Annotated in this window: 11 protein-coding genes and 1 tRNA gene; 5 read left to right on the top strand and 7 right to left on the bottom strand. The window is 75.2% G+C overall.

Annotated elements, in window-relative coordinates:
* Window positions 1-652: TerD family protein (locus HCJ92_RS17900; protein ID WP_167934626.1), on the bottom strand; the 652-nt coding region annotated here is incomplete at its 3' end.
* A 108-nt stretch (window positions 653-760) separates the two neighbouring features.
* Here HCJ92_RS17900 and HCJ92_RS17895 point away from each other — a divergent pair.
* Genes HCJ92_RS17895 through HCJ92_RS17885 form a run of 3 tightly spaced genes read left to right on the top strand, consistent with a single transcriptional unit; the run spans window position 761 to window position 5,342 of the window.
* Window positions 761-1,921: an HpcH/HpaI aldolase/citrate lyase family protein gene (locus HCJ92_RS17895; RefSeq protein WP_167934625.1), complete on the top strand. Its 1,161-nt coding sequence runs from the start codon at window positions 761-763 to the stop codon at window positions 1,919-1,921.
* Window positions 1,918-4,416 carry a phosphoribosyltransferase gene (locus HCJ92_RS17890; RefSeq protein WP_167934624.1) on the top strand — a complete coding sequence of 833 codons (2,499 nt, stop codon included), beginning with the start codon at window positions 1,918-1,920 and terminating at the stop codon, window positions 4,414-4,416. Before HCJ92_RS17895 ends, HCJ92_RS17890 begins: the two co-directional genes overlap by 4 nt.
* Window positions 4,413-5,342, top strand: coding sequence for an HAD family hydrolase (locus HCJ92_RS17885; RefSeq protein WP_245240973.1), 930 nt, complete (start codon window positions 4,413-4,415; stop codon window positions 5,340-5,342). The genes HCJ92_RS17890 and HCJ92_RS17885 overlap by 4 nt, the downstream gene beginning before the upstream one ends.
* A 97-nt stretch (window positions 5,343-5,439) precedes the next feature.
* Here the strand turns inward: HCJ92_RS17885 and HCJ92_RS17880 are convergent, their stop codons facing one another.
* From HCJ92_RS17880 to HCJ92_RS17860, 5 genes are all read right to left on the bottom strand, one after another.
* Window positions 5,440-6,123 (bottom strand): DUF4383 domain-containing protein, encoded by a 684-nt coding sequence (locus tag HCJ92_RS17880; RefSeq protein ID WP_167934623.1) that lies wholly within the window; start codon window positions 6,121-6,123, stop codon window positions 5,440-5,442.
* A 70-nt stretch (window positions 6,124-6,193) separates the two neighbouring features.
* Entirely contained in the window at window positions 6,194-6,430 is a 237-nt protein-coding gene (locus tag HCJ92_RS17875; protein WP_167934622.1) for an FmdB family zinc ribbon protein, read from the bottom strand.
* A gap of 66 nt (window positions 6,431-6,496) precedes the next feature.
* Window positions 6,497-7,807, bottom strand: a complete 1,311-nt coding sequence (locus HCJ92_RS17870) for a coiled-coil domain-containing protein (protein ID WP_209311274.1) — start codon at window positions 7,805-7,807, stop codon at window positions 6,497-6,499.
* A 134-nt stretch (window positions 7,808-7,941) separates the two neighbouring features.
* Complete coding sequence (locus tag HCJ92_RS17865; protein WP_167934620.1) at window positions 7,942-8,808, bottom strand: DUF4097 family beta strand repeat-containing protein; 867 nt, start codon at window positions 8,806-8,808, stop codon at window positions 7,942-7,944.
* A 519-nt stretch (window positions 8,809-9,327) separates the two neighbouring features.
* On the bottom strand, window positions 9,328-9,663 hold the full coding sequence (locus tag HCJ92_RS17860) for a hypothetical protein (RefSeq protein ID WP_167934619.1): 336 nt from the start codon (window positions 9,661-9,663) through the stop codon (window positions 9,328-9,330).
* A 159-nt stretch (window positions 9,664-9,822) separates the two neighbouring features.
* Between HCJ92_RS17860 and HCJ92_RS17855 the strand changes: the two genes are divergently transcribed.
* Window positions 9,823-9,894, top strand: a tRNA-Val gene (locus HCJ92_RS17855).
* Between the two features lie 139 nt (window positions 9,895-10,033).
* Here the strand turns inward: HCJ92_RS17855 and HCJ92_RS17850 are convergent.
* Window positions 10,034-10,669 carry a DedA family protein gene (locus HCJ92_RS17850; RefSeq protein ID WP_167934618.1) on the bottom strand — a complete coding sequence of 212 codons (636 nt, stop codon included), beginning with the start codon at window positions 10,667-10,669 and terminating at the stop codon, window positions 10,034-10,036.
* Between the two features lie 279 nt (window positions 10,670-10,948).
* On the opposite strand from HCJ92_RS17850, the gene HCJ92_RS17845 reads away from it, so the two are divergent.
* On the top strand, window positions 10,949-11,617 hold a 669-nt coding region (locus HCJ92_RS17845; protein WP_167934617.1), incomplete at its 3' end, for a superoxide dismutase family protein.

The raw sequence follows: 11,617 nt of genomic DNA, 5'->3' as shown, positions 1-11,617 counted from the left end.
GTCCCAGCGGGGGCGGCACCGCTGGCGGTGGGGGAGCCGCACCGGCGGCGCGCCGTGGCACGCCTCCCGGTCCGAAACGCAGCGGCGGCGGCGCTGTCGCCTCGGGCGTTCCCCGGTGCGCGGCGGCCAACTCCGCCGGCCCGCCCGTCAGACCGCGCCGCACGTCGCGGAACTCCCAGCCGGAGAGCCCGCGCCACAGCTCGCCGCAGACCAGCGTGGTGTGGTCGTCACGGCCGGAGGTGACGGGGCGGACCGCGACCGGGAGGTCGTTCTCGACGTCCCAGAGGGTCAGCTGGAGCGATCCGCTCGCGCCGAACGGCGCCCCATCGGCGGAGACGGCGAGGATCACGCGCCGGACCGCCGCGGGCAGCAGCTCGGGGCGGACCTCCACCGCGTCCATCACCCCTTCGCGGTGGCGCCGCTTGGGAAGCCTGCGGACGCCTCCGGAGTCGTCTCCCGCCCGCTCCGGTCCGATCGCGTCGCGCTCCGTCCCGAGGCGGCCCCGGGTATCCAGCAGCAGGGCGCTGGTGTGCACGTCCACCGGGCCCCGGTGCCGGCCGCGGGAGTCGGGGCGCGGCGACCAGTGGACGGCGGCCCGCAGCACGGGGAGCCGCAGAGGGAGAACACTTCCCGCGTCGTACACATGCTTCATACCGAAGATCCTGCCTGCCGCCGCATGCCGGAAACAAAGCAGATCGTACGATTGACCGCTGAGTCTGTCCGCGCACCGGTGGGACAGCGGGGCGCAAGGGACAACGGCATGCGGCACTACGGGCAGCTGGGAGCAGCGGAACGGCAGGCGCTCTTCCATCGGGAGCCCGCCGATTTCGACCTGGAATCGGAGGTGCGGACCCTCGGCGTGGCCCTCGGCGCCACCCTCTACAGCCCCGCCACCCGGCCCCGCCTCGTGGCGGACATCCGCAAGCAGACCGCCCGCGGCGTGGTCTCCATGGTCCTCTGCCTGGAGGACTCGATCAGCGATGCCGAGGTCGCCGGCGGTGAGGCCAACCTCGTCCGGCAGCTGCGGCGGCTCCACCGCGAGAGCGCCCCCGAGGGGCTGCCGCTGCTGTTCGTCCGCGTCCGCCGCCCCGACCAGATCACCGACCTCACCGACCGCCTCGGTCCGGCGGTCCGCCTGCTCGCCGGTTTCGTCCTCCCCAAGTTCACGGCCGCCTGCGGCTACGACTACCTGGAGGCCGTCGTCGAGGCCGAGGCGGGCTGCGAACGACGTCTGCTGGCCATGCCGGTGCTCGAGTCACCGGAGCTGATGCACCTGGAGACCCGGGCCACCCGCCTCACCGACGCCGCCCGACTCCTGGAGAAGTACCGCGAGCGGGTCCCCGCCCTCCGGATCGGCGTCACCGACTTCTGCTCCGTCTACGGTCTGCGCCGCACTCCCGACATGACGGTGTACGACGTGCACCCGGTCGCCTCGGTCATCGCCGACGTCGTCAACGTGTTCGGCAGGGCCGACGGCACCGGCTACACCATCAGCGGCCCCGTCTGGGAGTACTTCCGCACCCAGCCCCGGATGTTCCAGCCCCAGTTGCGCGCCAGCCCCTTCCGGGGCCGCGGTGACCTGCGCGAACGCCTCATCGAGCACGACATGGACGGCCTGCTCCAGGAGATCGAGCTCGACCGCGCCAACGGCCTGCAGGGCAAGACCTGCATCCACCCCTCGCACGTCGCGGCCGTCCACGCGCTCTCGGTGGTGAGCCACGAGGAGTACTGCGACGCCGTCGACATCCTCGGCGCCGGACCCAACGGCGGCGGTGTGCTGCGCTCCTCGTACACCAACAAGATGAACGAGGTGAAACCCCACCGCAGCTGGGCCGCACGGACCCTGCTGCGCGCGGAGGTCTTCGGCGTCGCCAAGGAAGGCGTCGACTACGTGGACCTGCTGGAGGCGGGCATCAGATGAGCGACCGGAACGAGCACCGCACCACCGACGGCGAACCCGCCACCCCGAAACCGGAGACCGGGCCCGGCGCCGACTGGGACGGGAACTGGGTCGCGCGGCGGCTCGGCGTCACCCTGCACGGCGGCGAGCTGCCGGCGCTCGTCGGCCTCGCGCTCCGCGAGAACCCCCGCCGCGCCCACCTCCTCGTCTCCCGCGTCCTGGGCAAGCACATCCCGCAGCGTCCCCACCTGGTCCACGGCACCGGCGTCGAACTCGGTCGACGCGCGCGGGCCCTGCTGGGCGCGGAGGCCGAACACGCCGTCGTCCTCGGCTACGCGGAGACCGCGACCGGGCTCGGCCACAGCGTCGCCGACGGCCTCGGCGCCCGCTGCCTGCACTCCACCCGTCGCGCTGTCACCGGCGCGCACCACGCCGGCGGCTTCGAGGAGGAGCACAGCCACGCCACCTCCCACCTGCTGCTGCCCGAGGACCCCCGCCTCCTCGTCGGCGGCGGGCCCCTGGTCCTGGTCGACGACGAGCTCTCCACCGGACGCACCGTCCGCAACACCGTGATGGCGCTGCACCGCACCGCGCCCCGCTCCCGGTACGTGGTGGTGACCCTCTGCGACCTGCGGTCCGCCGAGGACGTCGCCGCCCTGGAGAAGACCGCCGCCGACCTCGGCACCCGCATCGACGTCGTCGCGCTCGGCAGCGGAACCGTCGCGTTGCCCGAGGACGTGCTGGCCCGCGGGCGCGCACTGGTGGCCGAGCAGCACGCCGCCGACGCCGCCGGACCGCCGCCCGGCCCCTGGCGGGCCGAGGTCCGCAGGGTCGACCCGGGATGGCCGACCGGGCTGCCCGACGGCGGCCGGCACGGCTTCACCCCCGCCCACCGCGCACGGCTGGAGGCCGCGTTGCCCGCGATCGGCGCCCGCCTGGCGGCCGGGCTCCCGCCCGGCGCCCGCCGGGTCCTGGTGCTGGGGACCGAGGAGCTCATGTACGCGCCGCTGCGGCTGGCCGGGGCGCTCGACACCGCCCTGCGGGACGGTGAGGCGGCGCCGCCGGACGCGGCCACCGGCGGCCACGGCGTCCACTTCTCCTCCACCACCCGCTCGCCGGTCCTCCCGGTGGACGACCCCGGCTACGCCATCCGCAGCCGCCTCACCTTCCCCGCCCACGACCTCCCCGCCGGCGGCCCGACGGCCGACGACCCCGGCGTACGCCACGTCCACAACGTCGCCGGCGGCGGCTGGGACGCCGTCGTGCTGATCACCGACTCCACCGGCGACACCCCGGCGCTGCACGCCCCCGGCGGGCTGCTCGACGTGCTCTCCCGCCACGCCCCCGCACTCCGCCTCGTCGTGCTGCCGTCCCACACCCCGCTGCCCGCACCGCTGCGAGGCCCGGCGTTCTCCTCCTACCGCCCCGACGAGGTCGGCTGGCTGCTCCAGGACCTCTCCGACGTGGCGCTGGAGGCTCCCACCGAGGAACGCGAGGAGGCGATCCAGCAGGGCGGCGCGCACTACGCCGAGTCGCTGCCGGTGGAGTACCAGCCGGGCGAGGAGTATCAGCGGCTGTTCCACACGGCGCTCGCCGCCAACGCCGACCGGCTCGCCCAGGCCGTCGCCACCGTCACCGACACCGTGCTCGCCGAGCGCACCCGGCCCGGCTCGGGCACCACCCCCGTACTGGTGTCCCTCGCCCGCGCCGGCACCCCGGTCGGCGTCCTGATGCGGCGCTGGGCGGCGTACGCCCACGGCGTGGACCTGCCGCACTACACCCTGTCCATCGTCCGGGGGCGCGGCATCGACACCACGGCGCTGCGCCGGCTGGCGGTCGACCACGACCCGGCCGACGTCGTGTTCGTCGACGGATGGACCGGCAAGGGCGCCATCACCGGGGAGCTCACCGCGGCCCTCGCCGGCTTCCCCGGGTTCGACCCCTCGCTGGTGGTCCTCGCCGACCCGGGCGGCTGCGTCCGTACCTTCGGCACGCGTGACGACTTCCTCGTCCCCTCCGCCTGCCTCAACTCGACGGTGTCGGGACTGGTCTCCCGCACCGTCCTCCGCGCCGACCTCGTCGGGCCGGACCAGTACCACGGTGCGAAGTTCTACCAGGAGCTGGCCGAGGCGGACGTCTCCGCGCTCTTCCTGGACACGGTGGAGCGACGGTTCGCCGCCGCCCGGCCCGGCCCCGTGGCCGACGGGACCGACCGCGAGCCGCACTGGGCAGGGCTCGCCGCCGTGCGGCGGCTCAGCGAGGAGTACGGCATCCACGACGTCAACCTGGTCAAGCCCGGCGTGGGGGAGACCACCCGGGTGCTGCTGCGCCGCGTCCCCTGGCGCGTCATCGCCCGCCGCGACGCCGGCGAGGACATCGCCCACATCCTCCACCTCGCCCGGGCACGCGAGGTCCCGGTGGAGTGGACCGACGACCTGCCCTACCGCTGCGTCGGCCTGATCCACCCCCGCTACACCAGGGGCGCCACCGGCGCCGACGGAAGGTCCACCGCATGACGTCCACCGAGACCACGGGCACCCCGACCGGCACCGATCCGCGGACCGCCGCCTCCGCCGGAGCGGTCGGCACCGACCGCCCCACCGGCCCCGTGCTGTTCGCCAGCGACCTCGACCGCACGCTCGTCTACTCGGCGGCGGCGCTCGGCCTCACCGTCCCCGACGCCGAGGCCCCCCGGCTGCTCTGCGTCGAGGTCTACCGCTCGGCCCCGCTGTCCTTCCTCACCGAGACCGCCGCCGCGACCCTCACCGAGATCGCCTCGCTCCCACCGCACGAGGCGCGCTTCGTCCCCGTCACCACCCGCACCCCCGAGCAGTACCGCCGCATGCGCCTGCCCGGCCCGGCGCCCGCCCTGGCGATCTCCGCCAACGGCGGCCGACTGCTGGTCGACGGCGAACCGGACGGGGAGTGGGACGATCACGTCGCCGGTCTCCTCGCCACGGACTGCGCGCCGCTGGCCGAGGTCCGCGACCGGCTGCGCGCCACCGCCGACCCCGGCTGGCTGCTCAAGGAACGCGTCGCCGAGGACCTCTTCTGCTACCTGGTCGTCGACCGCGAGCGGTTCCCCGCCGACTGGGCGGACGAACTCGCCACCTGGGCGGGGGAGCGCGGCTGGACCGTCTCCGTGCAGGGCCGGAAGGTCTACGTCGTGCCGCGTCCGCTGACCAAGAGCGCGGCGCTCGCCGAGGTCGTCCGCCGTACCGGCGCGCGCCGGGTGCTGGCCGCCGGCGACTCGCTGCTCGACGCCGACCTGCTGACCGCCGCCGACCGCGGCTGGCGCCCAGGCCACGGCGAACTCGCCGACACCGGCTGGCACGCCCCGCACGTCGCCTCGCTCACCACCCGCGGCGTGCGCTGCGGCGAGGAGATCCTCGCCGCAGCCCTGGCCGAGGTGCGGGCCCACCGGGAGGGCCACCGCGGCTGAGCGAAGCGCGCCCGCGCCGAGACCGCGGGAGCCCGAGACCGCGGGAGCCCGGGGCCCCGGGGCCGACCGTGCCCCGACCGCAGTGCGGCCGGACGAGTCAGCGGCCGTCGTCCGTTCGCCCCCGCGGGGAGCCGGTGCCCGGGTCGGCGACGCTGGGCCCCGGCGTGCTCCCGCCGGTGCCCCGACCCGCCCGGTCCTCCAGCACCCGCCGGTTCAACCCCGTCGCCGAGTCCTCCCGCGCCGCGTCCGGGTGCCGCGCCCGCCAGTACGGATTGTCCCGCGGCAGTCGCCCGGCGACCCGGCCGTACATGCCGAAGACCAGCAGCAGCAGGCCGGCGACGAAGCTGAAGAGCACGTTCTGGATCCTGAAGTTCAGGAAGTTCAGCCCCGTCTCCAGCACCGCCAGATTGATGAAGCCGCTGACGAGGAACAGCGTCCCCACCGTGATGTTCAGCGTCGACGCGAAGTTCCCACCCCGCAGCGCACCCGAGAAGAGCACCACACCGAAGAAGATCGAGACCAGGCTGAGAGCGCCGTTGGTGTTCAGCCCCAGCACGGAGCTGTCCTCGGTGGTGAAGACCCCGAGCCGCTGGACCAGGCCGAGCACGCCGAACACCACCAGCCCCGTGCCGATCACCCCGGCGCCCATCCGGTAGACGGTGCTCAGCCGGTGGTCGACCGGCAACTCCTCGTTGAACTGGGCACCGGTGCGCCGCAGCAGGTTGTGCACCGTGCCGCGGCGCGCGTGTCTGGGGCCGTGCACGGCCGGAGTCGTCGACATGTCCGGGGCCTCCTAGCGGTAGTGGACGAAACCGCCCACTCACCAAGAATCCCGGCAGTGCACCGACCTCTCAACCGCAGCAGCCGCCTCCGCAGCAACCGCCGCCACCGGCCGGAGCCGGGGCGGGCCCGCCCGCGGCGGCTCCGGAGGCGCCACCGGTGCCGCTCCCCAGGGCAACCGTGGACAGCAGCTTCACCGAGTCGGTGTGCCCCTGCGGGCAGGTCGCCGGGTCACCCGAGCGGGCCATCGGACGGGACATCTCGAACTGGTCGCCGCAACCGCGGCAGCGGTACTCGTAACGGGGCATGGCCGCAGCCTACTGCCCGTCCGCGCACCCGGGCCGCGCCCGCCCCGGGCCCCGTGCGGGCGCGGCTCAGCGGCCGTTGCGGATGTTCTCCACGACGGCGCCGACCATGTCGCGGACCGCTTTCGTCTCCACCAGGAACATCCAGTAGTCGGGGTTCCGACCGCCGCCCTCCAGTGCGGCCACCGCGCGGTCCAACCGCTCCACCGCCTCGTCGAGCGGCTTGGCGTGCCGCTCCTCCGGCACGCTGCGGCCCGACATCGCCATCCGCTGCCCGTCCCGCACCGCGAACCGGGTCTTCTCGATCTCCTTGCTCGGGTCGAACGACACCTCGTTCAGCCGCCGCAGCCGCTCCCCGGCAGCCGACACCGAGGTGTCCGTCCGCGCCAGCAGCTCCTGCGCCTCCGTCAGCCTCGCGCCGACGTCCTCCCACCGCTGCTCGTCCCGGGCGCGGTGTGCGTCGGCCAGCGTCCGCTCCGCGCGGCGCACCGACTCGACGGCCTGCTGCGGCACCTGCTGGAGGTCCTGCCAGCAGGCGGCGGAGAACCGTCGCCGCAGCTCGGACAGGACCGGCGCGACCTTCTCCGACCGGGTGGCGATGGCCTGCGCGCGCGTCCGGAGCGACGTCAGCCGCCGGTCGGTCTCCGCCGCGCGCTGCGGCAGCCGCTCGGCCTGCGCGGTGATCTCGTCGGCCCGCCGCCGCACGTCCTCCGCCCGGCGCACGGTGGGCTGCACCCCGTGCTGGGCCGCGCCCTCGTTGAGCAGCCGGAGCTCCGGCCCCAACTGCGCCAGGGAGAGCGCCAGGTCGTCGGCTTCGAGTCGAGCGGCGCGCACCGCGTCCAGCGCCTGCGTGGCCGCCAGCAGCGACCGCTTGGCGGCCTCCACGGCGGGCGCCACCTGGCGGAGCTGGTTCTCGGCCTTCTCCAGCAGCGGCCCCAGGCCGTGGCCGAACCGCTCCAGATCGACCTTCGCCTGTACCAGCTGGTCCCGCATCCGGCCGAAGTCGTGCCGGGCGCGGGACGCGGTCGACGCGTCGAGTTGGGGGGCGTCGAGGTCGTGCGCGTCGACCACCTGGATGTACTCGTGGCTGACCTGGTCGATGCGCTGCCCGAACTCCGTGAAGTCCACGCCCACCCGGCGGGCCTGCTGCGAGTCGTCGGAGGCGGAGATCGTCTCCACGGTGATGCGCAGGTCGCGCTGGGCGGAGTCCAGGTCGTAGAACGCCTCGCCCGCCGCGTCGCGCGCCTGCTGGGCCTCCAGCCGCAGCTCCTCGGCCCGGCCCCGGCCCCAGCGGCGGGTGCCACCACCGGTGAAGGCGCCGGGCGCGGTGAGGACGGCGACCGCCAGTAGCGGCAACGGCAGGACGACTCGCAGTGCCAACTCCGTTGCGGTGCCTCTCGCCCTCACGTGGTCCCTCTCCCCGCCGGTCCGGTGCGACAGCGCCCATTGTTCCATCCCGGTCCCCGGGTGCCGCAGGGGCGGGCGGCCGTGGGATCCGGCGGGGGAGCCGCGCGCTACGCGTCACCCTGCGGGGTCTCCCGGTCCGACGGGACGCCGCGGAGGGTGATCTCCCCGTCATGGGTACGGACGTCGACGCGGTGCTCGTCACCGCCGGTCTCCACGTCGATGTCGAGCGGGCCCTGATGGGTGTCGGTCCCCACCAGGTAGGCGGCGTCCTCCGGCAGGTCGAGACGGACGGCGCCGTTGTGGGTCGCGGCTTCCAGCAGGCGGGGCGGGAGGCCGGCGGCCAGCGTGATCGTTCCGTCGTGCGAGTCCAGGCGGATCTCCTCCGCGGTGACGTCGGTCGCGGTGATCGTGCCGTTGTGGCTGCGGAGCGTCAGCGGGCCGGAGACGTGGGAGACGTCGATGGGGCCGTCGAGGGTGGTGAGGTCCAGCGCGCCCGCGAGGCCGCTCGCGGTGACCGTGCCGTTGTGGCCCTCCAGCCGCACCGGGAGGTCGGCGGGGACGGCGATCTCGTGGCGCCGCGCGCAGACCGGCCGGCCCTCCTCGCCGCAGTCCTCGCGGAGGGTGAGGTGGCGGCCCTCCCCGTCGACGTCCCAGAGGTCGCTCCCCGCGGCGGCGTCCCCGTTCTCGCCGTGGGCGTACCAACCGTCCTCGTCCGTGTCCCCGTCCGGCGCGGGGTGACCGCTGACCCGGACCTGCCCGTCCAGCGAGTCGTCGACCACCAGGTGGACGTCCCCGTCGTGGGCGTCTATCCGCAGTCCGCCGGTGTCCACCGCGAACGTCGTGCGCCCCTCGTCCCAGGGCGGGGACGCCGCCGGTTCGCCGCCGGAACATGAGGAGACGGCGAGCCCCACCAGCAGGAACCCGCCGACGCAGAACATCAGACGGGGGGCGGTGCGACGTGCGGGGGTGGCCATGCGAATCTCCTGCGGGCCTCGGTCGCCGCGACCGGCGCGGGGCGCGGCACGAGCGGCGGACAGTACGGGACGGTACGGGAGTCCGCCGGACGCGGAGGCCTCCCGCCGGGGGCGGGACGCCCCCGCGCCACCGCCTGCCCGGACCTGCCCCGGGGATGCGCCCACCCTCGCCGGACGGCGGGAACCCGGCCATGGACGTCGCGATCCAGCCGTCGTGACCGGTCGGCACCGGTCGGCACCGGTCGGGGCCCGTCGGCACCCGCTGGCACCCGTCGGCACCCGGAATCGGCGCGGCGGGTCCGCCGGCCGCCGACGGGACTGCCACGCCCGGTGTCTCACCCCGCGTGGGGGCCGCCGTCGCACTCCCGTTGCGGGCGCACCGAGATCAGCTGCTCGCGTCGGCGCCGGTGGCGCCGCCCGTCCTCGCGGCCGAGGTGTCGACCTTCCCGTTGCGGGTCTCGCCCACCACTCGGTACGCGGTGTCCCCGGGGGCCCGGAGACGTGCGCGGCCGTGGTGGGTCACCGCCTGCGGCACCGCCGGGGCGTGCGCGGCGTGCAGTTCCATCGGGCCGTTGCCGGTTGGGTGCGCACCGCCGCCGGGGTGAGCACGGTGGCGTCGACGGTGCCGGAGTCGACGACGAGCTCGTCGGCCTCCACGGTGAACGTCCGCTCCTCGCTGGTGACCGCCACCCGGTGCGCCGAGCAGCCGGTCGTGAGCAGCGAGGTCAGCGGCAGGCCGGCGACGACGGCCGCTCGCACCGCGGCGGTGCGGGCGGGGATCTGGTCACGGGGGTCCTCCTGCGCTCTCGACGGCTCCCGCGGCGCCGCGTCGGCGCCCACGGCCGGTCGGCTCACCGGGCCCGGTTCCGCCGTGAAGTGACGGCGCGGCACGGTTCCCCGGCGAGGACGCCGCCGGTGTCGCGAGGGTTGCCCGGACGCGTCTGCGGCCCGCGGGCCACGACCCGACGGCGGTTGCCCCGCAGCGGCCCCGGCCGGGTAGGGTGTGGGTTTGCCGGGCGCATAGCTCAGCGGTAGAGCGCTTCCCTTACAAGGAAGATGTCACAGGTTCGATCCCTGTTGTGCCCACCGCCGAGGACGCCGGGACCGGTCGCCGGTCCCGGCGTCCTCGTCTGTGCGTTCCCGTCCGTATGCCGACGGCCGGTGGTGTGTCGGCGTGCCGAGCCCATCCGTGCGGCACGCGGCGCCGACCGGGCGGACGGCCGTCTCAGGCCGCGCGGGCCGGGGTGGGACGTCGCAGCAGGTAGGCGGCACCGGCGCCCGCGCCGATGAGCGCGAGCAGCGACAGCGCGGTGCTGATCCACCCCGCGCCCAGCACCTGCGCCCCCAGCCACCCCAGCCCGACGCTGTACGCGGTCCAGACCACGGCCGCCAGCGCCGACCAGGGCAGGAAGTCACGGGTGCGCCGTTGTGAGGCGCCGGCGCCCAGGCTCACCACCGCGCGCCCCGCGGGGGCGAACCGGGCGAGGACCACGAGGGCGCCACCGCCGCGGGCCAGCGCGTTGCCGATGCGGTGCTGCGCGGTGGAGAGGCGGCGCGAGCGCGCGATCACGTGGTCGAACCGTCGACCGCCACGTCGCGCCAGGCGGTAGGCGAACAGGTCGCCCGCCACCGAGGCCGAGGTGGCGCACAGCACCAGCACGAACAGTTCCGGGAGATGGCTGCCGGGCATCGGCGCGGGGAACCCGGCGGTCCCGGCCGCCGTGCCGGCGGCGAGCGTCGCGGCGGTGACGACGACCGCGCCGCTGGGGAGCACCGGGACGAACACGTCCAGCAGGACGCTGGCCATCACGATCACATAGATCCAGGGCGCGTAGAGCAGGACACCCAGGGTTTCCACCATCCAGTGAGTCCTGTCCCGGCCGAAAGGCCGTGCTGTGCCCCGGTACGGCAACCAGGGGAGTGACGCCCCACGCCCCGCACTGATGTTCCGTCCGTTGGCGGGGGTAGGCGGAACCACACCCCCGTTCAGCCATACAGCGTACGCCTGCGTACCCCGCAGAGTGCATCAGGGTGCGCCACGGGCACGTCGTACCGCGTGGCGGGCGCAGGCTGGGAAAGCGGTGCGGCGTCGCCGGATCGGTTACCCGAACGAGAGGCGTGGGTTGTGCGAGGCGTAGCGGTGCGGACGGGGACAGCGGTGGCCGCGGCCCTGGCGGCAGTGGTCGCGGGGGGCGGCGGCGCGGTGGCGCAACCGCCCGCCGCCGAGGCGACGGAGTCCGACGAGCGGAACGACGGCTACCGGCTGCGCGCCTGGGCGATGTTCAGCTCGCCCGACGAGGACCCGCCGGCCGCGGCCGTCACCTACGACCCGTCGCTGGTGCCGCAGGGGTCCCGCGTCGAGGTCGAGCAGCGCGTCGCGGACGGGCGCACCACCATCACGCTGGCCGTCTCGGGTGTCCGGCCCGGCCACACCTTCGGCGCCCACGTCCACACGGACGCCTGCGGCGCCCGACCGGCGGACTCCGGGCCCCACTACCGGAACATCGAGGGGGAGGACCCCTCGCTCGCGAACGCGGAGAACGAGGTCTGGCTCGACGTCACCGCGGACGGGCGGGGCACCGGGCGCTCCACCGCCGTGCAGGAGTGGACCTTCCGGCCCGGTGAGGCCGCCTCCGTCGTGCTGCACGAGCGCGCGACCTCCGACGGCCACGAGGGGCACGGCGCCCCAGGGGAGGCGGGCGGTCGCGTGGCCTGCGTGACGGTGCCGTTCGGCAGGTTGGCCGCCGCCGACGTGCCGGACGGCGGTCAGGGCGCCGCCACGCCGGCGGTCCCCGCCGCTGCGGCCGAC

Source organism: Streptomyces spiramenti (assembly GCF_012034385.1).
GTDB lineage: Bacteria > Actinomycetota > Actinomycetes > Streptomycetales > Streptomycetaceae > Streptomyces > Streptomyces spiramenti.
This window is presented reverse-complemented; position numbering and strand designations above follow the sequence as displayed.

Bases quoted from the DNA above. Each gene is read 5' to 3' on its own strand.
- HCJ92_RS17895 (WP_167934625.1), top strand. From the start codon at position 761: ATGCGGCACTACGGGCAGCTGGGAGCAGCGGAACGGCAGGCGCTCTTC.
- HCJ92_RS17890 (WP_167934624.1), top strand. From the start codon at position 1,918: ATGAGCGACCGGAACGAGCACCGCACCACCGACGGCGAACCCGCCACC.
- HCJ92_RS17885 (WP_245240973.1), top strand. From the start codon at position 4,413: ATGACGTCCACCGAGACCACGGGCACCCCGACCGGCACCGATCCGCGG.
- HCJ92_RS17880 (WP_167934623.1), bottom strand. From the start codon at position 6,123: ATGTCGACGACTCCGGCCGTGCACGGCCCCAGACACGCGCGCCGCGGC.
- HCJ92_RS17875 (WP_167934622.1), bottom strand. From the start codon at position 6,430: ATGCCCCGTTACGAGTACCGCTGCCGCGGTTGCGGCGACCAGTTCGAG.
- HCJ92_RS17865 (WP_167934620.1), bottom strand. From the start codon at position 8,808: ATGGCCACCCCCGCACGTCGCACCGCCCCCCGTCTGATGTTCTGCGTC.
- HCJ92_RS17850 (WP_167934618.1), bottom strand. From the start codon at position 10,669: ATGGTGGAAACCCTGGGTGTCCTGCTCTACGCGCCCTGGATCTATGTG.